Raw genomic sequence first — 19,891 nt, 5'->3', positions numbered from 1 at the left:
AGAATCACTGCGTGATGTCTATGCTGTATTGAGAATGTGTCGCTGGCTTTCTGTTAGCCGCTCTGGCTATTACAAATGGCGATCACGAACACCAAGCCAGCAGGCGCTCCAGCGCGAGCATGTGCGGAAGGCTGTCGTTGTAGCATTCAACCAATATAAGAAGCGTTATGGGGCACCTAGAGTGGCCGTAGAACTGAATGAAAGCGGTATCCCTTGCAGTGTTAATCACATTGCTAAGTTAATGGCTCAGTCCGGCTTAAAAGCCCGTAACGGCAAGAATTATAAATACTTTCCTTCGCCCAATCAGTTTAATCACGTTAGTGAAGACTTATTACGTCGTAATTTTACGGCGGATAAACCCAATGAGAAATGGGTCTCTGACATCACGTATATTAAAGTGAAAAAAGGGCATGTTTATCTCGCTGTCATTATGGATCTGTTTTCACGGCAAATTATCGGCTGGGCAATGGATGCAGCGATGACGACCGATTTTATCCTTGAGGCCTTTGAAATGGCCGTTGCGAAGCGACAGGTTAAACCTGGTTTAATCCTACACTCCGATCGCGGCGTGCAGTACCGATCCAATGAGTATCAACGCTGCTTACTCGATGAAGACATTAAATTCAGCATGAGCCGAAAAGGAAATTGCTGGGATAATGCGGTCATAGAATCCTTCTTCGCACGCCTTAAAGTGGAGTCTATTCATACTGAATCCTTTAATGGACTTGATGAGGCCTATAGTTGCGTGTTTGAATACATTGAATTGTTCTACAACAGCGTCAGGAGACATTCCACCAATGGCTACAAAAGCCCTAAGGAATACGAACGAATTTATTACGAGAAGTGCGCGTAACAACGTGTCTACTTTTTGTGGGTAGGATTAGCCTCAACACATTGGACGTTATGCGAATATTTAAAATTATATTAATCACTATGGGCATCGCGATATCCGCATGCACTGAAAGTGATCATGAAGGTAGAGTCAGAGATTCATTAAGTATTCTCACTGACTATGAAGTTCTATCATTAGAAAAAGCACTTGAAAAATACGAATCTGAAACGTGTCACCAAATAGGAGTGGCAGTTCTGGACACAACAGGAAATGAAAGTATCGAAGAGTTTAGCCTTAAATATGCACGAGACTGGCGACTTGGATATAAAGGCCTAGACAATGGCATGCTTATTCTTCTGGCGCTAAACGACAAAAAGATACGTATAGAACTGGGTCTGGGAATAGAACGATACATATCTAATTCTGTAACCTCTGATGTAATTCAAAAGTACGCAATTCCAAAGCTGAGAGAAAATAATGTGCAGGGTGCCATCCAGTCTGTAGTAAATGAACTTATGGTGCTAGCACGTCAGTACAATATAGAGTTAAAGCAGCGCCCTGAGATATGCCGTGCCACTTAAGGGCCTAACAATACGTGCAATGTTCGCCAGCAAGCTGGCTGGACAGCTAAAAGTGCTGCTTCGCAGCAACACTGCCCATTCACTAAGCGTTAAATTGCGCGGCAAAAAATAATTATTAGCGGTAGTTCAGCTTAGCTAAAGCTATCGTGCCTCTCGCTGGCAGTCAGGCATCAAGGAATGTGCAACATCATATGTCATCACGTTCGTTCCTAGTGCCATTTACAAAGTTATGTTTTATCGGCAAACTCAGTCTATTCGGCAAAGGTTGCCACTAATAATAATCGGGGCATCGGAAAGCTCATGTATCTATCGGGTGCCACCACAAACAAAAGCTACGCTATCGCTACGCAACGTCTTATTGTTCGTGGCCAGTGTGGCGCTAATTTAATCGGGTAAGGACTGGTATCTAACCAGCCTTCCCCACAACACCCTGCATGCGGGTCCGCACAGGGCGTTTCACTAAGAATGGTGAAGCTTAATCCATCCATCTCGCAGCTCATACAAACCCTGAGATTTTAAGTAAGCATTGGATAATGCCTGATTAATCCCCGGTGTTTTAGAGCTGCGCCATGGCCCTTTGCTGGTAATACCGCACGCAACCGCAGCCTGCATGTGAACGCCCAACCTCATCAGATTTCTTACCTTGGTGCGCGGCTTACGCCACTGTCGCCAGTATGCCATCCGCACTCTACGACGAATCCAATGATCGAGTTCGACGCAATGTTGATAGCCGCTAACGATACCAAAGTAATTAATCCAGCCACGTAAATACTGGCTGATCCTGAACAGCTGGTATTTCATCGACACGCCCCAGTTGCGGCTCGTTAGTTTCCGGACTTGCTGCTTAAATTTCAACAGCGTTTTCGGATGCCAGTGAATGCGAGTGCCCTTAAAGGTAAACCCAAGGAACTTGCTTGCAGCTTGTTGAGGTACTCAAAGAAAATAGTGATTCCATAGTTGAGCGGCTTGATCTCTACTTAATTTTAACCGGCCACAAACAGCCATACCTGTTTCGCAGCTACGAACAGTCTGAAACCAAGAGAATTTTTAATAGAGTAAGCATCGGGGATAACCTTCGCCTAGTCATTTACTCCGAAATTAATCAGGTTTGGGGTGTTACCGTAAATAATGTAATGATTTTGTCGCATACACGAATCCAAACTCTTCAACAAGAAAAAGTATGGTTTATGTTTGGCACCGGTATAGTGTGCGTAGTAATAGCTGCCTTCATGCCAAGTAAAAAAGATAACACCGCAGTCAAGCGCGACGGCTTACCTAGGCGTTGAAATTGTTGTTTTTCTCTAGCACTTAGCTATTCTATTTGGCAACTCAACCCTCAACTTTGGGGCTAGCTAACCCGCAAGCGCCATATACCGGCTAAACTGTACCTAGCAGCACTAGCACCAAGGAGAGCAAACATGGGTATACAAAGGCACGGCCTTAGCATTGGTATAGACAGAGTTAACAATGATTTTTTTCTAACACTAAAGGCCACAGGAAAACTCACCCACCAAGATTATGAAACCATTAGCCCTATGATTGACTCCGCCCTAGCTGAGCTTAAACAAGCTAAGGTTAAAGCGTTTGTTGACGCCTCCGAATTAGAGGGTTGGGAGCTAAGGGCCGCTTGGGATGATTTTAAATTAGGGCTAAAGCACGGCAACCACTTTGTTAAAATTGCCATTATTGGCAATAAACAATGGCAGGCGTTAGCGGCCAAGGTTGGCAGATGGTTTGTTTCCGGCGAGGTAGAATTTTTTGAAGATGAAAATGCAGCCTTACAATGGCTTAGTGAATAGTAGCAATATCACATGTTAGATACTTTTTATTTACTAATAGGAGTTGCCCTGCTAACAGCAGGCGGTGAAGGTTTAATACGGGGCTCACTGGGCTTTGCCAAAAGGGCTGGGGTATCGCCTTTACTCTCGGGGCTGGTGATCGTAGGGTTTGGCACCTCTATGCCTGAGCTGGTCGTTTCTGCTAATGCCGCTATCAATGGCCAACCGGATATTGCCATAGGCAATGTGGTAGGCAGCAATATTGCCAATATTCTGTTGATACTAGGGCTATGTGCAACGATCACCCCGCTAGCCGTATCACCGCTATCACTACGCCGTGATGCCACTATGGTTATTGCTGCCAGCTTGCTGTTTATTTTACTGGCCAGTGGCGGCCCCTTAACCTTAATAGACGCGCTTATTCTCTTAATTGCATTGCTTAGTTACTTAGTATGGACCTATTGCACCGAGAAAAATATCGCTGCACCCTCTGGCCAGCTGCATATAGCTGAGGCCGAAGAAATCGAAAAACTGCCCAAGTCTATAACCCTAACCAGTGTTGAGATTATAGGCGGTTTAGCACTGTTAATTGCAGGCTCACAAATTTTACTTAAGGGCGCGGTAGGCATAGCAACAGGCTTAGGGGTATCAGAGGCCGTTATCGGCTTAACTTTAGTAGCAGTGGGGACTTCGCTGCCGGAGCTCACTATTTCGGTTATTGCCGCGCTACGCAGGCATGCAGACGTTGCTGTAGGTAATATTTTAGGCAGTAATATTTTTAATATTCTGGGCATACTCGGGGTGTCTACCCTATTACAACCGCTAGCGGTAACAGGCCGAGTTTTGGTATTTGATCAATGGGTCATGCTAGGCGTAGCACTGTTACTATTTTTATTTCTCTGCACTGGCCGAAAGCTAAGCCGCATTGAAGGGGGCATTTTATTATTGGGCTACCTTAGCTACCTTGCGGCCAGCTACTTATTTTTCTCTGCTTAATCTTTATGCGCAGTTCAACAGCTCATATTAGCCGGCAACACTTTCCTTTCTGCTTTGCTGCTGGCAACATTCCTTAATATTTTTTTAACCACGCAGAGGCATTACTATGGACATGGGTATTAAGGGCAAGCGCGCTTTGGTTTGCGCATCATCCAAGGGCTTGGGGCGCGGCTGCGCCGAGGCCCTAGCGGCCGAGGGCGTTGATTTAATTATTAACGGCCGCAACCCAGAAACGCTAGAGGCCACCGCCGAGCACATACGCCAACACTACGGCGTAGCGGTGCTAGCCATTGCCGCCGATATCACCACCCCACAAGGGCAAGCCGCCGTGTTAGAGCAAGCCAGCGATGTAGACATATTGGTTACCAATGCCGGCGGCCCACCACCGGGTATGTGGAGCGATTGGCAGCGGGAGGATTTTATTGCCGCTTTGGACGCCAATATGCTTACCCCTATCGCGTTAATGCAGGCCATCATGCCCAATATGATAGCCAAAGGCTGGGGTCGCATCGTTAACATCACCAGCGGTACGGTTAAAGCCCCCATACCGGTACTGGGCCTATCCAACTCAGCTCGCGCGGGCCTCACCGGCTTTGTGGCTGGGACTGCCCGCCAAGTCGCCCCCCACGGCGTTACCATTAACAACCTGCTGCCCGGCATACACGCCACCGACAGAGCCACCGCCTTAGACACAGCCGTGGCGCAAGAGCAAAACATCAGCCTAGAAGCCGCCAGCCAACAACGCCAAGCCACCATACCCGCTGGCCGCTACGGCACCGCCGCCGAGTTTGGCGCTAGTTGTGCTTTTTTATGTTCGCAGCATGCAGGCTTTATTGTAGGGCAAAATATTTTGCTGGATGGCGGGGCTATAAATAGCACTATGTAATTGAATAATACGTAGCCCAATTATTAATCTTGGAATGTGTGATGAGCCTACACGGCAGCTGTGCTTGCAATAATATTCAGTTTATCTGGCGCTGCGACAACAGCAGGCTAACCCCCAGAGCCTGCCAGTGTAGCTACTGCCTTGCCCATAACGCTGCCTACGTTACTCAAGCGGGCAGTCCCGTTGCCATACATATCAACAACCAGCTATTTCATGCCACCCACCAGCACGGCTCACATAGCGCCGTATTTCATGAGTGCACAAAGTGCCAACAAGTTGTTTTTGTTAGCGCCGACATAGAGGGTGAAATCTACGCCGCCCTCAATAGCCAATGCCTACATCAACAAAACCAGCTATTAGCGCCAGTTAAACGCAACTTTAGCCAACAAAGCGCCAAACAAAAAAAACAGCGCTGGCAGCAAAACTGGTGCAAACCCACAACCATCACTATAAATAACACTGCTCTCCCTAAACCTTAATAACAATACCAGGAGTTTTCTATGGATAGAAAATATGTGTTATCAAGCTTTGCCTATGCCATAGCCGGTTTAGTGCTGGGGATTTATATGGCGGCCTCAAAAAATCACAGCCAATTAGTTACCCATGCCCATATTATGCTTTTGGGTTTTGTGGTGTCGTTTATTTATGGCTTATGCCATAAGCTGTGGTTAGATGGTAGCTACCCTCGCTTGGCCAGGCTGCAGTATTACAGCCATCATATAGGCAGTTTGGTTTTATTTGTTGCTTTGTTTTTGCTTTACCAACGCAGCTTAGCCGCCACCACCCTAGACCCTATTTTGGCACTGGCCTCTATTACGGTGCTGGTTAGCGTGATACTGATGGCCACACAACTCATTAAAACACCGCAGGCCCCGTTATAAATATTTACCCAGCCACGGGGCGGCTAGCGCTAAGCTCGCTAACGCTATTATTGCTTAGCGGTTGCCTGTTCACCCCCAAAACTGCCAGCCAGCAACCCTATGCTGAACAGTGCAATATGCAAACGCGAAAACTCAGCCTAAGCAGCAACAGTATTAAGCATAGCTACAGCTGCCATGGTCATTCCGGCCATGACGCCAAGGCCTGCCTCGCGGCTTTGGGTATAGTGGTGCCCGCGGGTAGTTTTATTATTTCAGGTAGCATAGTTGCAGCCAATAACACGCTGCACTGGTTGGAGTATCATGGCAGTTGTGATGAGGGCCTGCTCAAAGAAGTGGCGAGAGCATTTAAACGCCGCGCCCACGAGCAAGCCACCCCTGATTAAGGCTGCTGCCCGCGCAAACAATTTATAACCCGTTTTTTACACGCATAAAAAAACCGCCATAAGCGGCGGTTTTAGACCAACAAAAAACCTCCCCCAGCACAAACAACGGGGGAGGAACTCAGGGAGACATCAACTCATTTACTGCAACACTAACCCTTGTTAACACTGTTACCGGCATACCCCTCTGCGGCATTTGATAATGCGACCGTTATTGGAATACAACTTACCGGTATAGCGCTTATTATCGCGAAACTCACCTTCAAAGCGGGTGCCATTGTTCCAAGTGAATACCCCTTGGCCGTGACGCATATCGTCAGACCACTCACCCACATAACTACTGCCTCTGGCCCATTGGTAAGTGCCTTCACCCTGGCGTTTGCCATCAATAATCAGGCCCTTATACACATCGCCGGTGGCGGAGGTTAAGGTGGCTTCACCTACAAGCTTACCTTTATTGAACTTGCCTTCTAATTTATCGCCGTTGTAATAATTCACCGCGCCTACACCATGCGGCTGATCATTTAAACACTGCCCCCGATACGTTCCCTTAACGCTACCATTCTCTGCAAAATCCACTTTGCAGTAATCCACAAGGTCATCCGAACCGTGAGCAAACGACGCCATTAAGCACATCGTAAATATTATTTTTTTCATCTTTCCATCCTCGAAATGATTCTCACGGCTTTCAAGTTAGACCCTGCTGGCAGCGAGTTCAAGAGCCCGCTGTGAAGGCCATCACAGCCACTATGGCAACTGGCACCACTGAAAACGTCAAAAATAAAACCAAATCGACAATTGAAACAAAAATAATTTTGACACCACTGAGTTAAGCCCTTTTTTGCCCCACAGCGGCGACGAAATACCGGCAGCCAGCAGCAGATCAAAGCCAGCCACCCAAAAAGCAACGTTTTTTTGACTGCCGCAAACATGGCTACAAAATGCTGAGCTATAGCCGCCGCCTAGAAAGTAAGCTTTAGCCTATAAAAAGCACTGCCCCAGCCTCAAACCGGCACCGCCAAAGCAAGAGTAAATACTTAATTTTCAATAACTTAGACATTAGGCCTAACACTTTTATTAAGTTTTTCAAAGTTATGACACCTGTTTTTAATGCCTATAGGCGATTAGCAACTAAAATGCATAGCTAAACAGTCTAAAAATCAGCCAAAATAAATCGCCTTCTAGGTGCAAAAACCTATTCCACTGGTCACAAATACGCATAGATAAGATGGACTCGCGGCCTTTATCAGCTGACAGCAACACAGCGACTTGGCATAATGCGCCGCAACTCGCGGCTTAAAACCCATAAGCTGCATACGCAAGCCCCATAGCCACTCGCAGCTATTGTTAAGGAAACCAACATGCGCAGCTTAAGCAGCCAGCTACACCTAGATCACAGCTCCACCGACCTCAGTATTCTTCTTAACTGCCTAGCCGTAGCCTGCAAAGATATAGCCTCGCGCCTGCAGCAAGGGGCTATGGCCGGGGTGCTGGGCTCAGCGGGTGAGGAAAACGTACAAGGCGAGACCCAAAAGAAGCTGGATGTGATCGCCAATGACATTTTAAAAGACTACTTACAAGACAGCGGCGTAGTGCGAGCACTGGCTTCAGAGGAAGAGGAAGACATAGTCGAGTGCAGCAAGCTGGGTAACTACTTAGTGTCTTTTGACCCTTTAGATGGCTCCTCCAATATAGACATCAACAGCATGGTAGGCACCATTTTCTCTATTTATGAAACCACCGCCGGTGGCGACATTAGCAGCCAGGACTTTTTACAACCCGGCCGCAATCAAGTAGCTGCAGGCTACGTACTGTATGGCCCCTCGGTGATGTTAGTGCTTACTACTGGCAACGGTGTAAAGATGTATACGCTAGACCAGCGCATAGGTGAGTTTATGCTCACCCAGGAGCAGGTCAGCATAGCCGCCGATACCAAAGAGTTTGCTATTAATATGTCTAACCAGCGCCACTGGGCAGAGCCTATGCAGCGCTATATTGGTGACTTGCTGGCCGGCCAAGATGGCCCGCGCGGTAAAAACTTTAATATGCGCTGGGTAGCAGCCATGGTCGCCGACGTACACCGTATACTGTGCCGCGGCGGTTTATTCACCTACCCCTGGGACCAGCGCGAGCCCGAAAAGCCCGGCAAGCTGCGACTAATGTATGAGGCCAACCCCATGGGCATGTTAATAGAGCAAGCCGGTGGTAAAGCCTATACCGACCAAGGCCCCATTTTGGATATACAACCCAGCCATATACATCAGCGCGTACCGGTAATTTTAGGTGCCGCCAACGAGGTGGACGCTTGCTTAGGCTATCACCTAGCCCCCTAAATTTTTGCCGTATACCGGCCAGCTTAGGCAGCTACCCTAAAGCCTAAGCTGACCGGCAATAACAACAATAAGGAAAAAGGATTATGCCCACCATTAGCTTTGCTGATTCCAGCTTATATATAGCCTTAACCGCCCTGCTAGTGTTGAGCCTAGCCATACGGGTGGTGGTTTTGCGAGTTAAATTTAAAGTCGGCATAGGCGACGGCAAACACCCCGCCCTGCAGCTGGCTATACGCACCCACGCCAATGCCGCCGAGTATGTGCCTTTGGCCCTGCTTTTGTTAATCGTTTTAGAAAACACTTGGCAGCAAACGCTGCTCACTCACCTTATGGGCTCGCTATTGTTTATAGGCCGCGCCCTGCATGCCGCAGGCCTTAGCCAAAGCGCCAACACCAGCGCCCCCCGCCTGCTGGGCACCCTGTTCACTTGGGTGATGATGGCCGCATCGGCCTTGGCGATTATTGTTTTTTATGTGCTAAAAGCGGCCTAGTGGCTGCGCAGTATGCGCCGCGGCACATTGCCCAACTCACACACTTTGGACCAGCTGGGTGGGACCACGCCTCTGGGGACGGTTTCTACGTGGGCTACGCGCTCATACTCGCGAAACGGCATAATTATCATCTCGGTATGCGAGCCCGCATTAAACGCTATGGAAGCATACTCATCAAAGATGGGCATCATATAGGCGGTAACGCCAAACAAGTGGCCAAAAGGGGGGATGGCCCCTAACTCACAGCGAGGGAAACGGTGGCCAAACTCATGCTCTTGGGCCACCTCAACCTTATCAACCATTAAGGCACTGGCTAGTAAATCGCAATGCACGGTATGGCTGGCGGGTAACACCACCATGGCTAGCTCTCCATCTAGCTTCACCATGGTTACCTTCGCTAAGCTGCTGCCGTTATGGCGGGCATACTCGGCTAATTGGGCGGAAGTAAAGGTTACTGGGTGCTGAACCTGTTGATACTGCGCCCCCGTTCGCTGTAAATAATCCAATAATAATTTACTCGGCACTGCTACGCTCCCTGATTACTATCACTGTTGCATGCAAGTTATGGCCTTAAAATCTAACCTAAAATCCGCATAGAACACAGGGCTTTCTTGAATCGATTGCTTATATGAAAGCTGGCTGCATATTCACTTAGCAAGGCGATTTCAGTAAGGCATTGAAACCCTTACAAAAATTATCTAGGCTTAAACGACCCTCTATCAACTCATTGATCAACTGGGCCAAGGGCAGCGTTACCCCATGCTGCTGCGCTAGCGGCAACATGGTGGCTAAGGTTTTATAGCCTTCGGCCAACACCCCCAGCTGCTGTTCTATTTGTGCCAGGCTTAGGCCCTGCGCCAATAACTGGCCCATTTTACGGTTGTGGCTGTTATCGCTAAGGGCGGTGGCAATTAAATCACCAATGCAGGCCAGCCCATCAAAGGTGCTAGCTTGCGCCCCCATAGCCACTGCCAAGCTGCGCATCTCTTGCAGGGCCAAAGTTAAAAAAGCACCGCTAAAATTTAAGCCCGCCACGGCGTGCTGGCCAACAATACCTAGGCCCAATGCGTAGCAATTTTTAAAAATCCCACCCAGCTCTACGCCGACGATATCGGTGGAAAACTGCACGCTGAGACTGTCGTTGTTAAACAGCTGCGCCAAGCTTTGCTGCAGGCTGTGGCAGCTGCTGGCAGCCACAAAAGCGGTAATCACCCCGGCCACAAATTCATTGGCTATAGACGGCCCCGATAATTGCGCCAAGGTATTATTGGGGAATAAACGCTGCAAGGTTTGGCATACCGTTTCGCCATTCTCGGGGTTCATGCCCTTAGACATATTGACTATAGGCAGGCCCGCGGGCAGGGTTAGGCCCGCCAAGGTTTGCTCGATAAAACGCGAGGGCAAGGTGATAATGAGGGCATCAGCCCCAGCCAAAGGCAGCTGCTGGCTATCGCTGGTGGCGGCTATGGTCTTGGGCATGGCCACAGCGGGCAAATAGGCGCTATTGCTATGCTGCTGGTTAAGCTCATCCACCACCGCCTGGTTAAACTCCCAAGCCATTACTTGGTGACCATTGCGGGCCAATACGGTAGCTACCGCCGAACCCAAATTACCTAAACCTACGATGACAACATTCATAACTATCCTAAAACGGCTATTGCCAAACGGCGTTAATAATAATGCGGTGCCGGGCTGCCGCGCTGTAACCACTGCTGCCAGTCCTGCTGTAAACCGGCCACCCCTTGGGGGTAATGGCCCTGCATATAATCGATACTGGCAAACTGCTGGCATTTATTGGCGGCCATGCTGGCTAACATAGTCGCAAAAAATTGTTTGCGCTGGGGCTCGGCCATAAAAAAATACACCAGGCTCCACGCCATGGCGTACATTTGCTCTTGCGTGCCCGCATACCATTCGTTGGGTGCTAGCGCTAAATAATCGGCCAAGGGCATAGCGCCCTGCTGGCGTAAGTAATTAAGCCAGTTGTTATTGGGACTAATGGTTTTGGCATTGCCCTGCAGGCTTAGCAGTTCGAAATATTCGGCCATGCCCTCGTTAACCCACACCGGCGGGTAGCCGTATAGGCCCGCCATAATCACATGGCTGGCCTCGTGGCGTATTACCCCGTACATAAATTCTCTATCGGGGGCCTGCCATATTACGGCCTCGTTATTGCTGGTACTGTAAAAGCCGGTGTTGGTTTGCAGGTTGGGGGCGGTTTGATCGCGCAGGGCTTGAAAGTCCTCCTGGCTGGCCAGCAGGCGCAGGTTTAAATCCACCTGCCGCAGGTAGTCCACCGCTAGCGCGTCGCTGAGCACGGTAAAAATTTGCCTGCTTTCAGCGCTGATTCTATCGCGGCTAAACGCGGGTAGCTGTTTATCGTCGCCCAATAAATTTAAGGTAAAAAATTGATACTTGGATTGGTAGCGGCTGCCAACTTCTTCCGCCTGTGGGCTGACTAAACGCGGGTCGTCACCAAAGTGCCAGCGCCCTTTGTCATCTTGCCAGCGGTACATTTTTTTCTGGGTGGTGTCGCGTATATCGCGGGTAGCTATAGGTTCGCAGCGATACTGTTGTGGCCCGTGCCAGTTGGCCAATAACTCTTTGCCCAGTTCCGTACTGCCAATTTGCTGGTTGATGCGCCCAACCAGCGAGCCCACCGGCGTCATGGTTTTTTGGGTAAAGGGATTAACCAATTGCAGCTGCTGCCAGTTGACTTGGCCACTAGCCATGCTGATTAATAATTTTTTGCGCTCGGCAGATAAAAAAGGCCAGCTTATCAAGGTGATAACAGCTAATACTATGACAATGCGCAGCAGTGACTTGAACATAATGATAATGACCCTATTACAACTCTCAGGTGTACACCACCTTAACATTTTAGCGCTAGCTGCACAGCGTCGCCTTGAAGGAAGTGAGCTGTACGGCTATGTTTATACAGCTAAGTTTATACAACAATGTTTAGTAGCAGATTTGAGCTTAGTCTATTTGGAGTGCGACCATGGATACATCCCGCCACAGCCTAGAAGATTTATTTTCACAATTGGGCCTAGCCAATAGCGAAGCCGCTATAGAAGCCTTTTGTAGCAATAATCGTTTACCGCCACATATACCCTTGGAGCAAGCCGCGTTTTGGTCTTCGGGCCAGGCCCAGTTTATCCACGAAGCCATAGCCGAAGATGCTGACTGGGCCGAGGTGGTTGATCAGCTGGATGCGCAGTTGCGGCATTAGTTTTTCAGTCGCTAGATAGAGAGTCGCTGGGCTGTTTATTTCTGGCGTTGAGTTGTGCCGCATGGCGCATCACATGATAAATATAATGCTGCTCTTGCACCCCCCTAAACAAATGCGCCCAAGGGCCGCTGGCATAAATGGCCACGTCTTCGCCGCCGTGGCTTTCACCATAATATAAAGGCACTAAGGCCTGCTGTTTATAATCATCAGCCGCGGTGTCCACTGCGCTTAAATCTTGCCTGGGTAAAATCTTCGCGGGCTGCTGCTCAGTTGCAGGGCTCATCGCTACTTCGCCATTGGCATAGGCTAAGGTGGTATAAGGTTTACCGTCTAAGGCCAAGTCAGGTTCGGCCATGGGATTACCCCAATCATCGTTAACAATTACCTTGCCTAAAATGGGGTTACCTCTGGTGGGGTAGCCCGCCATGGTGAACACATGACTGTGATCGGCGGTAACAATGATTAAGGTTTCCGCAGGGTTGGTCATGCGATAGGCCTGTTCTATGGCGGCGGCAAACTCCAGAGTTTCGGTTAGGGCTTTTTTGGCACTGTTACCGTGATGGCCGTGGTCTATGCGGCCGCCCTCTACCATTAAAAAATAACCCTGCTGGTGTTGTGATAATAAGTCTATGGCCTTGCTAGTCATATCAATTAGGCGCGGCTCTGTGCTGTCGGCTGTGCGGTTTAAGGCATAGGGCAAATGAGAGGCGCTAAACAAACCCAGTAGCGGCTGCCCATCGCTGGCATCTACGGCCTGCAGTTGTTGCTGATTGCTCACATACAAACCCTGCGGATATTTTGCCTGCCACTCTTGGATAAGGTTGCGGCCATCGGCGCGCACACCGTTAGCCCCGGCCGGTAAAAAATTACGGCGGCCACCACCCAGTACCACCTCTATGCCATCGCCCTGTTGAAAGGTCAGCAATTGCGCCGCTATATCCAGGCAACCTTGTTGCTTGGCTTGCGCGGGCATATCGCTATCGCTTTCCCAATCGCGCTCGGGGCTGTGGGCGTAGGTGGCTGCGGGGGTGGCATGGGTAATTCGGGCACTGCTAACCACGCCGGTAGCCATGCCAGCTTGCTCGGCCTGTTCTAAAAACGTCGCTTGTTGATGTTTTAAACTGGCGGCGCAATCGCCCCGCCGGGGTTGTTCACTGACAGCAATAAAACCGGCTTTGGTTTTTACCCCCGTCATCATTGCCGACATGGTGCCCGCAGAATCGGCCGTTTGTTGATTACTGTTATAGGTTTTTGATAGCGCGGTATAAGGCAGGGTTTCAAAAAACAAGCGATGCTCTTCACCCGCCAAGCCCTGCTGCTGGCCCTGATAAATGCGAGCCGCGGTTACTGTAGACACCCCCATGCCATCACCCACAAATAAAATAATATTTTTAGCTTGGCCGGTGTTTGGCTGTTGCTGCATGGCCTGTTGTAACGCGGCTTGCCCTTGTTGATACCAAGGGCTAGCTGTTTGGGCAGCCGTGGCATTAAGGCATAGTGCGGCGGCACTGGCGGCAATAAGTTTTAACATGGTTGGCGTCCTTAGCGGTTAATGGCAATTAACCTGCTGTTAAAAAATGCTGAGTTGTTGGCTGGTTACATTGGCAAAGCTATCATTGACGCAATGCAAAATACTATCTACGGCGGGCGCTAACTGTTTATCAATATAGTGCTGATAATCTATGCGCGACTGCTGGTAGTTAACCGGCTCGGCACCGTTGAGGGTGATAAGGTATTCTATCCAATCACCGCGCCTAATATCATCACCTTGGGCGGCGGCTTTTTGCGCGGCTTGCACATGGGGTGGAATATTGCGCTGGTAATCTTTGAGCTTGCGGCGCAGGCGTTTGCGATAAACCAGTTGTGCATCTAACTCGCCTGCCTGCAGTTGCGCTACGGTATTCAACAAGGTTTGCTGATAGGGCTGCTCAAAAAACACCTGGCTGAACACGGTTTCTTGAAACTGCCTGGCCAGTGGTGTCCAATCGGTGCGTACGTTTTCCAGGCCTTTAAAAATAACTTTTTTAACACCGTCGCGCTCTATCACCCCGGCATAGCGTTTTTTGCTGCCCTGCTCGGAGCCGCGCATAGTGGGCATTAAAAATTTTTGAAAATGAGTTTCAAATTCTATCTCTAAAGCGCTGCTAACACCGTATTCTTTTTGCAGGCGCTGCTGCCACCAGCGGTTAAGTTGCTGCGCCAGCTCTGCACCTATGGCCTGGGCTTGCTCATTGCTTTGCGCCTGCTGTAACCATACAAACACGGAATCAGTATCGCCGTAGATTACCTTGGCACGCTGGCCTTGCAGCAGTTGCCGCTCTATATACTCGGCGGTTTGCTGAATAATTTGATGGCCGCGTTTGGTAATCGAGGTAGCTAGGCGCGGATCAAAAAAACGGCAGCCGCCTGAGCCCAATACGCCATAAAAAGAGCTCATAATAATTTTAATCGCCTGCGACAGCGGCAGGTCATTATTGGCCTTGGCTTGGTCGCGCCACTGCCACAGCTCTTCAATTAAGTCGGGCAAGATGCTGGGGCTTTTACTAAACCATGCACCTTTAAAGCCGGGCACTAATTGGCTTTGATCCAACTCACTGTGCAGGCCTATGGCCATGCCCATGGGATCAATTTTAAAGCTGCGAATAATAGAGGGGTATAGGCTTTTAAAATCCAACACCAGTACATGTTGGTATAGCCCGGGCTGTGAGTCCATCACAAAACCACCGGGGCTGGCCTCTACCTCATCACTGAGATGGCCATTGGGGGCCACAAAACCTTGCCTATGTAATAAAGGCAGGTAGCGAAAATCAAAGGAAGCCACCGAGCCGCCTATGCGATCCAGTGGCAGACCCGTAGAGCAAGTACGTGCTATGGCAAACGCTATAAGATTGAGGCGGGTAAAAATATCCCACACTAATTTGCAGTCGTGTACGTTGTATAAGGCCAGCGCCGCTTTATCGTGTAAAAATAATTCAGTAATACTGTCGCCGCGATGCTGGCCTTGAATAAGTTTGGCATCGCCTAATACCTTTTTGGCTACGGCATTGAGGGCAAAACTTTCAAAGCGGTAGGTGGCGGCTTTTAATAACTCTATGCCGTCTATGATTACCCGCCCGGCGACTGAGCAGGCTCGGCGGCCACCCTCTTCATCCAATAAACGCCAATGGGGTACCTCGCCTTCGCTGCCCAAGCCCTTGCGCCCCAGGGTGAAGGGTATGCGGTATTGCTCGCAGAGCTGGGCTAAAAACCAGCAGTCAAAGTTGACTACATTCCAACCGATAATAACGTCGGGGTCGTAGTCTTGCAGCCAGGCTAAAAAGGCTTTTAGTAATAATAGCTCGTTGGGGAAGTGGCGAACGTGCTCATTAACCGGCTCGCTGCTGACCATAAAGGTTTCACTAAGGCAGCTATCGCCCTGCATGGCATAGGCCGAAATAGAGTATAGGCTCAGCCCCTGCATGGCGGTTTCTATATCTATGGATAGGCATTTTAGCTGGGGCCGATAGTCGCAGGCCTTAACGCTGGGGTTAATAAAACGATTGCCCTGCGGCTGACCGCGCACGGCCATGCCGCCGCGTATAAAGCGCTCCATTAAAAAACGATCACTGGGTTTAATATCGCATTCCAGGGGGCTGTAACCATTGGCGAGCAGCAAATCGCTGGCGGCACGCATATCGCGCTGCTGCTGAAAATAAACAGCCACCACTGGCTGCAACTCAAAATTGCGCAACTGCCCCGGCTTGCTATAGCAATTAGGCCAAGGTTTGAGCAAAGCGCTGGCGGACTCTACTTGCTGGGCCGGTAAAAAAACACCGCCTCTTGGCCGCTAAAGCTAATATGCTTAGGCCCCTGTGCGGTAGCCAGCCAAAAACTCAGCTCTATGCCCTGGCGGGTATCGCGCCAATGGCGGCTGAGTATAAAGCCCTGTATTTGTTGCTGCTGCACGCTGGTTAACTCTTACTGCATAGTGATAAATCTATTCTATACTGTAAGCACCAATAAAACTTATAAGCTTAGGATTAAGCAATGACCACACCCACTATTTCCGATGATCCGCTATACCAATTACTGCGCCGTGAAAAAATCAGCGAATTTAATAGCAAGAAAAACAGCTTGGACAACAGCAAGTTAGTCAGTGGTGATTATCGCGGCTTAGATCTGCGCAAGATGGAGTGTGAAGGTTTGGATTTTGGCGATGCCTACTTTCGAGGTGCCGATTTAAGAGGGGTGGATTTTCGCAATACCAATTTAGAAGGGGCCAGCTTTTGTGAAGCAAAAATTTCTGGCTGTTATTTCCCCAAGCAACTCAGCGCCGCTGAGATTACCATGAGCGTGGAACGCGGCACCCGCGTGCGCTATAGCGATTAACATCATCGCCTAGCGCCGCAGCTGCCTGTACTCTCTATGCTCGCTAGCGACTAAAACCTAGAGGCTCTTAAGCATAGTATCTACGTCACTGACCTCGAAAGGATCTTCGGGGCAGTTATCCATCATACCGGGCTCTACAAACAGGCTCTTAATTTCGCCATCCACTACGTGCATAGAGTAGCGCCATGAGCGATCACCAAAACCCAGGTTTTGCTTTTTCACCAACATACCCATTAGGCGAGTGAAGTCACCGTTGCCGTCGGGCAACATTTTGACCTTTTCTATGCCCAGGTTTTTAGACCACTGGAACATGCTAAAGGCATCGTTAACGCTAAGGCAGTACACCTCATCCACACCTTTGGCCTTAAGCTCATCGTACTTGGCCTCGTAGCCAGGCAGGTGGGTGCTGGAACAGGTTGGGGTAAACGCACCGGGCAGGGCCACTATTACCACGCTTTTGCCGGCAAAAATATCGGCAGTGGTTTTGTCTTCCCAGCGGAAGGGGTTTTCGTGTTGTATGCTCTCGTCGCGTACGCGGGTTTTAAAAACAACATCAGGGACTCTACGGCTCATTTTCTTTCCTCTTTAACTGTGAGTGAAACCTTGATAACGAGAGTAAGCATAGTCGCTGACCAACCATAGATAAAATGAATTATCTAAATTGATGTGATAGCCAAGAGCTATAGTCAATAGCTATAGCTAATCTATCTTCATCTCTACTGAGATGTCAGCACCCTCTACCTTGGGCGCATCGGTATAGGCCTCGCCAAATTTGAGTAAAGGCTTGCCCGATACTGATATGCGCCCCGCTTCGCTCTTGGGCTGGGCAGGCTTAGCAAATAAATTGGGCAAAGTGGGTTTGGCCTCGTCCAAGGCCGAGTCATCAGCGCTGCTGCCCTCGGGCAACCTCAAATCCAAGGGTTGAATGGGCAGTAGCTCGGCAGCCTGCTCGGTTAGATTGTCTACCGCGGGCTGGCTAAGCGGCTTGGGATCGGCAGCTGTAGCAGGCTTATCGGCCTCGTCAGCTAGGCCAAAATACTCCAGCAACTGTTCTATCAAGCCTGCAGGCTCTTGCGATTTTGGTGCATCCTGCTCGGCATGGTTATAAGTGGCCAAGCTAAACACCAATAAACTCGCCAATACAGTACGGTAAAACCCTTTCATAAATTGCATTCCGCTCCCTTAGTACATCCTTATTACACCCTGCTGATAAGCTATAGACCAGCGCTTGCACTCATACTATTCCTAAACTATGGCCAAGCATAGCTGGGCCTATAAAGCACAAACATAGAGAATTTCAGAGCTGACTGGATAAAAAATGGCCAGCCCGGCTCGACCTCAGGCCTACAAATCCCTATAGTACGCACCCTTTATAATGCCCCTTTATAGTCACTCATACACACCCTAGGATTTTACCCTTGATTACCACCGCTAATATCACCATGCAGTTTGGCCCCAAGCCTTTATTTGAAAATATCTCGGTTAAATTTGGCGAAGGTAATCGCTATGGCCTAATAGGCGCCAATGGCTGCGGCAAGTCCACCTTTATGAAAATTTTGGATGGCAGCCTGGCCCCCACCTCTGGCAATGTGGCCATTAGCCCCAATGAGCGGGTAGGTAAACTCAACCAGGATCAGTTTGCCTTTGAAGAATACAGCGTGATAGACACGGTAATTATGGGCCACACTCAATTATGGGAAGTAAAGCGCGAGCGCGATCGCCTTTACAGCCTGCCTGAAATGAGTGAAGAAGAAGGCATGCAGGTGGCCGAGCTGGAAGTGCAATTTGCCGAAATGGATGGCTATAGCGCCGAGAGCCGCGCCGGTGAATTACTCATGGGCGCAGGTATCGCCCAAGAGCTGCACTACGGCCCCATGAGTGAAGTGGCCCCCGGTTGGAAGCTGCGGGTATTGCTGGCCCAGGCGCTATTTTCTGACCCGGATATTTTGTTACTGGACGAACCCACCAACAACTTGGACATTAACTCCATACGCTGGCTGGAAGGGGTGCTCAACGAACGTAAAAGCACCATGATTATCATCTCGCACGACAGACACTTTTTAAACTCGGTTTGTACCCACATGGCCGATATAGATTACGGTGAGCTGCGCCTATACCCCGGTAACTACGATGACTTTATGACCGCATCGACGCAAGCGCGCGAACGCCTGCAATCCGAAAACGCAAAAAAGAAATCGCAAATTGCCGAGCTGCAGCAATTTGTTAGCCGCTTTTCGGCCAACGCCTCTAAGGCTAAGCAGGCCACCTCGCGGGCCAAGCAAATTGATAAAATCAAACTAGAGGACATTAAGCCCTCTAGCCGGGTTAGCCCTTATATACGCTTCACCCAAGAGAAAAAGCTACACCGCCAAGCTTTAATATTAGAGAACCTCAGCCATGGCTTTGACGGCGAAACCCTGTTTAAAGATGGCTCTATGATTATCGAAGCCGGTACCCGCATGGCGGTAATAGGTGAAAACGGCGCGGGTAAAACTACCTTTTTGCGCTGCTTGATGAATGAGATTAAAGCCAACGGCGGCAATATCAAATGGGCAGAAAACGCCACCCTAGGTTACTGCCCGCAAGACAGCGGCGATGATTTTGACAGCGACCTCAACCTGTTTGACTGGATGGGCCAGTGGCGCAACGAAAGCCACGACGACCAAATTGTGCGCGCCACTTTAGGGCGTTTATTGTTTTCTGCTGACGACTCCAAAAAACAGGTACGGGTATGCTCGGGGGGTGAAAAAAACCGCCTGCTATTTGGCAAACTGATGATGCAAAACACCAATGTATTAATCATGGACGAACCCACTAACCACTTGGATATGGAATCCATAGAAGCGCTTAACCTGGCGCTGGAACACTACGAGGGCACCTTGATATTTGTCAGCCACGACAGGGAGTTTGTTTCATCGCTGGCCACCCGCGTGGTAGAAATTAAAGATCAGCAGCTGATTGATTTCCAAGGCACTTACGAAGAGTACTTAGCCAAGCAAGAAAGCAATAGCTAGCCCGTAAATAAGAGTATTCACAGGCCTATTGAGTATGCTTATATAGCAACAGCTGCGCGGTCAGTTAGTTGAGGTGACACCTCAACTATTGACTTAAATAGCTGCCGCGCTTGCTATTC

At 49.4% G+C, this 19,891-nt stretch carries 24 protein-coding genes; 14 read left to right on the top strand and 10 right to left on the bottom strand.

Going from position 1 to position 19,891, the window contains the following annotated elements; all coding sequences use genetic code 11:
- Together NO559_RS05905 and NO559_RS05900 are read left to right on the top strand one after the other, a co-directional pair.
- The coding region (locus NO559_RS05905) for an IS3 family transposase (protein ID WP_258330875.1) at positions 1 to 853 on the top strand (853 nt) is incomplete at its 5' end.
- Positions 854 to 903: 50 nt separating this feature from the next.
- A complete protein-coding gene (locus NO559_RS05900) occupies positions 904 to 1,413 on the top strand; it encodes a YgcG family protein (protein ID WP_258330874.1) in 510 nt (169 codons plus the stop codon).
- A gap of 459 nt (positions 1,414 to 1,872) precedes the next feature.
- Here the strand turns inward: NO559_RS05900 and NO559_RS05895 are convergent, their stop codons facing one another.
- Positions 1,873 to 2,268 (bottom strand): group II intron maturase-specific domain-containing protein, encoded by a 396-nt coding sequence (locus NO559_RS05895; RefSeq protein ID WP_258330873.1) that lies wholly within the window; start codon positions 2,266 to 2,268, stop codon positions 1,873 to 1,875.
- Positions 2,269 to 2,327: 59 nt separating this feature from the next.
- On the opposite strand from NO559_RS05895, the gene NO559_RS05890 reads away from it, so the two are divergent.
- The 7 genes from NO559_RS05890 to NO559_RS05860 all read left to right on the top strand — a co-directional run bounded on the left by NO559_RS05890 (position 2,328) and on the right by NO559_RS05860 (position 6,337).
- Positions 2,328 to 2,699: a hypothetical protein gene (locus tag NO559_RS05890; RefSeq protein ID WP_258330872.1), complete on the top strand. Its 372-nt coding sequence runs from the start codon at positions 2,328 to 2,330 to the stop codon at positions 2,697 to 2,699.
- Positions 2,700 to 2,831: 132 nt separating this feature from the next.
- Positions 2,832 to 3,212 carry an STAS/SEC14 domain-containing protein gene (locus NO559_RS05885; RefSeq protein WP_258330871.1) on the top strand — a complete coding sequence of 127 codons (381 nt, stop codon included), beginning with the start codon at positions 2,832 to 2,834 and terminating at the stop codon, positions 3,210 to 3,212.
- Positions 3,213 to 3,224: 12 nt separating this feature from the next.
- Positions 3,225 to 4,187, top strand: coding sequence for a calcium/sodium antiporter (locus NO559_RS05880; protein WP_258330870.1), 963 nt, complete (start codon positions 3,225 to 3,227; stop codon positions 4,185 to 4,187).
- A gap of 106 nt (positions 4,188 to 4,293) precedes the next feature.
- Complete coding sequence (locus NO559_RS05875; RefSeq protein ID WP_258330869.1) at positions 4,294 to 5,073, top strand: SDR family oxidoreductase; 780 nt, start codon at positions 4,294 to 4,296, stop codon at positions 5,071 to 5,073.
- A gap of 41 nt (positions 5,074 to 5,114) precedes the next feature.
- Positions 5,115 to 5,552, top strand: coding sequence for a hypothetical protein (locus NO559_RS05870; RefSeq protein WP_258330868.1), 438 nt, complete (start codon positions 5,115 to 5,117; stop codon positions 5,550 to 5,552).
- A 21-nt stretch (positions 5,553 to 5,573) separates the two neighbouring features.
- Positions 5,574 to 5,954 (top strand): TonB-dependent receptor, encoded by a 381-nt coding sequence (locus NO559_RS05865; protein ID WP_258330867.1) that lies wholly within the window; start codon positions 5,574 to 5,576, stop codon positions 5,952 to 5,954.
- A gap of 116 nt (positions 5,955 to 6,070) precedes the next feature.
- A complete protein-coding gene (locus NO559_RS05860; RefSeq protein WP_258330866.1) occupies positions 6,071 to 6,337 on the top strand; it encodes a hypothetical protein in 267 nt (88 codons plus the stop codon).
- 168 nt (positions 6,338 to 6,505) lie between these two features.
- Here NO559_RS05860 and NO559_RS05855 read toward each other — a convergent pair whose 3' ends face one another.
- Positions 6,506 to 6,991 (bottom strand): MORN repeat-containing protein, encoded by a 486-nt coding sequence (locus tag NO559_RS05855; protein ID WP_258330865.1) that lies wholly within the window; start codon positions 6,989 to 6,991, stop codon positions 6,506 to 6,508.
- Between the two features lie 704 nt (positions 6,992 to 7,695).
- On the opposite strand from NO559_RS05855, the gene NO559_RS05850 reads away from it, so the two are divergent.
- A complete protein-coding gene (locus tag NO559_RS05850) occupies positions 7,696 to 8,667 on the top strand; it encodes a class 1 fructose-bisphosphatase (RefSeq protein ID WP_258330864.1) in 972 nt (323 codons plus the stop codon).
- 83 nt (positions 8,668 to 8,750) lie between these two features.
- The gene (locus NO559_RS05845; RefSeq protein WP_258330863.1) at positions 8,751 to 9,158 is read left to right on the top strand and encodes an MAPEG family protein; all 408 of its coding nucleotides are present in this window, start codon (positions 8,751 to 8,753) and stop codon (positions 9,156 to 9,158) included.
- Here NO559_RS05845 and NO559_RS05840 read toward each other — a convergent pair.
- From NO559_RS05840 to NO559_RS05830, 3 genes are all read right to left on the bottom strand, one after another.
- The gene (locus NO559_RS05840) at positions 9,155 to 9,682 is read right to left on the bottom strand and encodes an aminoacyl-tRNA deacylase (RefSeq protein WP_258330862.1); all 528 of its coding nucleotides are present in this window, start codon (positions 9,680 to 9,682) and stop codon (positions 9,155 to 9,157) included. The two genes, NO559_RS05845 and NO559_RS05840, sit on opposite strands and share 4 nt — an antisense overlap.
- Positions 9,683 to 9,809: 127 nt before the next feature.
- On the bottom strand, positions 9,810 to 10,796 hold the full coding sequence (locus NO559_RS05835) for an NAD(P)H-dependent glycerol-3-phosphate dehydrogenase (RefSeq protein ID WP_258330861.1): 987 nt from the start codon (positions 10,794 to 10,796) through the stop codon (positions 9,810 to 9,812).
- Between the two features lie 32 nt (positions 10,797 to 10,828).
- Positions 10,829 to 11,989, bottom strand: a complete 1,161-nt coding sequence (locus tag NO559_RS05830; RefSeq protein ID WP_258330860.1) for a DUF1570 domain-containing protein — start codon at positions 11,987 to 11,989, stop codon at positions 10,829 to 10,831.
- Between the two features lie 170 nt (positions 11,990 to 12,159).
- Here NO559_RS05830 and NO559_RS05825 point away from each other — a divergent pair, with 170 nt between their 5' ends.
- Positions 12,160 to 12,390, top strand: coding sequence for a DUF2789 domain-containing protein (locus NO559_RS05825; protein ID WP_258330859.1), 231 nt, complete (start codon positions 12,160 to 12,162; stop codon positions 12,388 to 12,390).
- 4 nt (positions 12,391 to 12,394) lie between these two features.
- On the opposite strand, the gene NO559_RS05820 is transcribed toward NO559_RS05825, so the two are convergent.
- Genes NO559_RS05820 through NO559_RS05810 form a run of 3 tightly spaced genes read right to left on the bottom strand, consistent with a single transcriptional unit; the run spans position 12,395 to position 16,335 of the window.
- On the bottom strand, positions 12,395 to 13,921 hold the full coding sequence (locus NO559_RS05820; protein WP_258330858.1) for an alkaline phosphatase: 1,527 nt from the start codon (positions 13,919 to 13,921) through the stop codon (positions 12,395 to 12,397).
- A gap of 39 nt (positions 13,922 to 13,960) precedes the next feature.
- Positions 13,961 to 16,162, bottom strand: coding sequence for a DNA polymerase II (locus NO559_RS05815; protein WP_258330857.1), 2,202 nt, complete (start codon positions 16,160 to 16,162; stop codon positions 13,961 to 13,963).
- Positions 16,163 to 16,176: 14 nt separating this feature from the next.
- A complete protein-coding gene (locus NO559_RS05810; RefSeq protein WP_258330856.1) occupies positions 16,177 to 16,335 on the bottom strand; it encodes a hypothetical protein in 159 nt (52 codons plus the stop codon).
- An 81-nt stretch (positions 16,336 to 16,416) separates the two neighbouring features.
- Between NO559_RS05810 and NO559_RS05805 the strand changes: the two genes are divergently transcribed.
- Complete coding sequence (locus NO559_RS05805; protein WP_258330855.1) at positions 16,417 to 16,758, top strand: pentapeptide repeat-containing protein; 342 nt, start codon at positions 16,417 to 16,419, stop codon at positions 16,756 to 16,758.
- A 57-nt stretch (positions 16,759 to 16,815) separates the two neighbouring features.
- Here NO559_RS05805 and NO559_RS05800 read toward each other — a convergent pair whose 3' ends face one another.
- Both NO559_RS05800 and NO559_RS05795 read right to left on the bottom strand, forming a co-directional pair.
- Positions 16,816 to 17,331 (bottom strand): peroxiredoxin, encoded by a 516-nt coding sequence (locus NO559_RS05800; protein WP_258330854.1) that lies wholly within the window; start codon positions 17,329 to 17,331, stop codon positions 16,816 to 16,818.
- 126 nt (positions 17,332 to 17,457) lie between these two features.
- Entirely contained in the window at positions 17,458 to 17,931 is a 474-nt protein-coding gene (locus NO559_RS05795) for a hypothetical protein (RefSeq protein WP_258330853.1), read from the bottom strand.
- Between the two features lie 245 nt (positions 17,932 to 18,176).
- Here NO559_RS05795 and NO559_RS05790 point away from each other — a divergent pair, with 245 nt between their 5' ends.
- Positions 18,177 to 19,772, top strand: coding sequence for an ABC-F family ATPase (locus NO559_RS05790; RefSeq protein ID WP_258330852.1), 1,596 nt, complete (start codon positions 18,177 to 18,179; stop codon positions 19,770 to 19,772).
- Positions 19,773 to 19,891 lie beyond the last annotated feature (119 nt).

Origin of the sequence: Dasania sp. GY-MA-18, assembly GCF_024734385.1 — a bacterium.
In the GTDB taxonomy this organism is placed as follows: Bacteria; Pseudomonadota; Gammaproteobacteria; order Pseudomonadales; family Dasaniaceae; genus Dasania; species Dasania phycosphaerae.
Note: the sequence above shows the minus strand (reverse complement) of the source record. Positions and strands in the feature narration are given on the sequence as shown.

What these genes read in the sequence shown, in the direction of transcription:
- NO559_RS05900 (WP_258330874.1), top strand. Translation starts at nt 904, where the DNA reads ATGCGAATATTTAAAATTATATTAATCACTATGGGCATCGCGATATCC.
- NO559_RS05885 (WP_258330871.1), top strand. Translation starts at nt 2,832, where the DNA reads ATGGGTATACAAAGGCACGGCCTTAGCATTGGTATAGACAGAGTTAAC.
- NO559_RS05880 (WP_258330870.1), top strand. Translation starts at nt 3,225, where the DNA reads ATGTTAGATACTTTTTATTTACTAATAGGAGTTGCCCTGCTAACAGCA.
- NO559_RS05875 (WP_258330869.1), top strand. Translation starts at nt 4,294, where the DNA reads ATGGACATGGGTATTAAGGGCAAGCGCGCTTTGGTTTGCGCATCATCC.
- NO559_RS05870 (WP_258330868.1), top strand. Translation starts at nt 5,115, where the DNA reads ATGAGCCTACACGGCAGCTGTGCTTGCAATAATATTCAGTTTATCTGG.
- NO559_RS05865 (WP_258330867.1), top strand. Translation starts at nt 5,574, where the DNA reads ATGGATAGAAAATATGTGTTATCAAGCTTTGCCTATGCCATAGCCGGT.
- NO559_RS05860 (WP_258330866.1), top strand. Translation starts at nt 6,071, where the DNA reads ATGCAAACGCGAAAACTCAGCCTAAGCAGCAACAGTATTAAGCATAGC.
- NO559_RS05855 (WP_258330865.1), bottom strand. Translation starts at nt 6,991, where the DNA reads ATGAAAAAAATAATATTTACGATGTGCTTAATGGCGTCGTTTGCTCAC.
- NO559_RS05850 (WP_258330864.1), top strand. Translation starts at nt 7,696, where the DNA reads ATGCGCAGCTTAAGCAGCCAGCTACACCTAGATCACAGCTCCACCGAC.
- NO559_RS05845 (WP_258330863.1), top strand. Translation starts at nt 8,751, where the DNA reads ATGCCCACCATTAGCTTTGCTGATTCCAGCTTATATATAGCCTTAACC.
- NO559_RS05835 (WP_258330861.1), bottom strand. Translation starts at nt 10,796, where the DNA reads ATGAATGTTGTCATCGTAGGTTTAGGTAATTTGGGTTCGGCGGTAGCT.
- NO559_RS05830 (WP_258330860.1), bottom strand. Translation starts at nt 11,989, where the DNA reads ATGTTCAAGTCACTGCTGCGCATTGTCATAGTATTAGCTGTTATCACC.
- NO559_RS05825 (WP_258330859.1), top strand. Translation starts at nt 12,160, where the DNA reads ATGGATACATCCCGCCACAGCCTAGAAGATTTATTTTCACAATTGGGC.
- NO559_RS05820 (WP_258330858.1), bottom strand. Translation starts at nt 13,921, where the DNA reads ATGTTAAAACTTATTGCCGCCAGTGCCGCCGCACTATGCCTTAATGCC.
- NO559_RS05805 (WP_258330855.1), top strand. Translation starts at nt 16,417, where the DNA reads ATGACCACACCCACTATTTCCGATGATCCGCTATACCAATTACTGCGC.
- NO559_RS05800 (WP_258330854.1), bottom strand. Translation starts at nt 17,331, where the DNA reads ATGAGCCGTAGAGTCCCTGATGTTGTTTTTAAAACCCGCGTACGCGAC.
- NO559_RS05795 (WP_258330853.1), bottom strand. Translation starts at nt 17,931, where the DNA reads ATGCAATTTATGAAAGGGTTTTACCGTACTGTATTGGCGAGTTTATTG.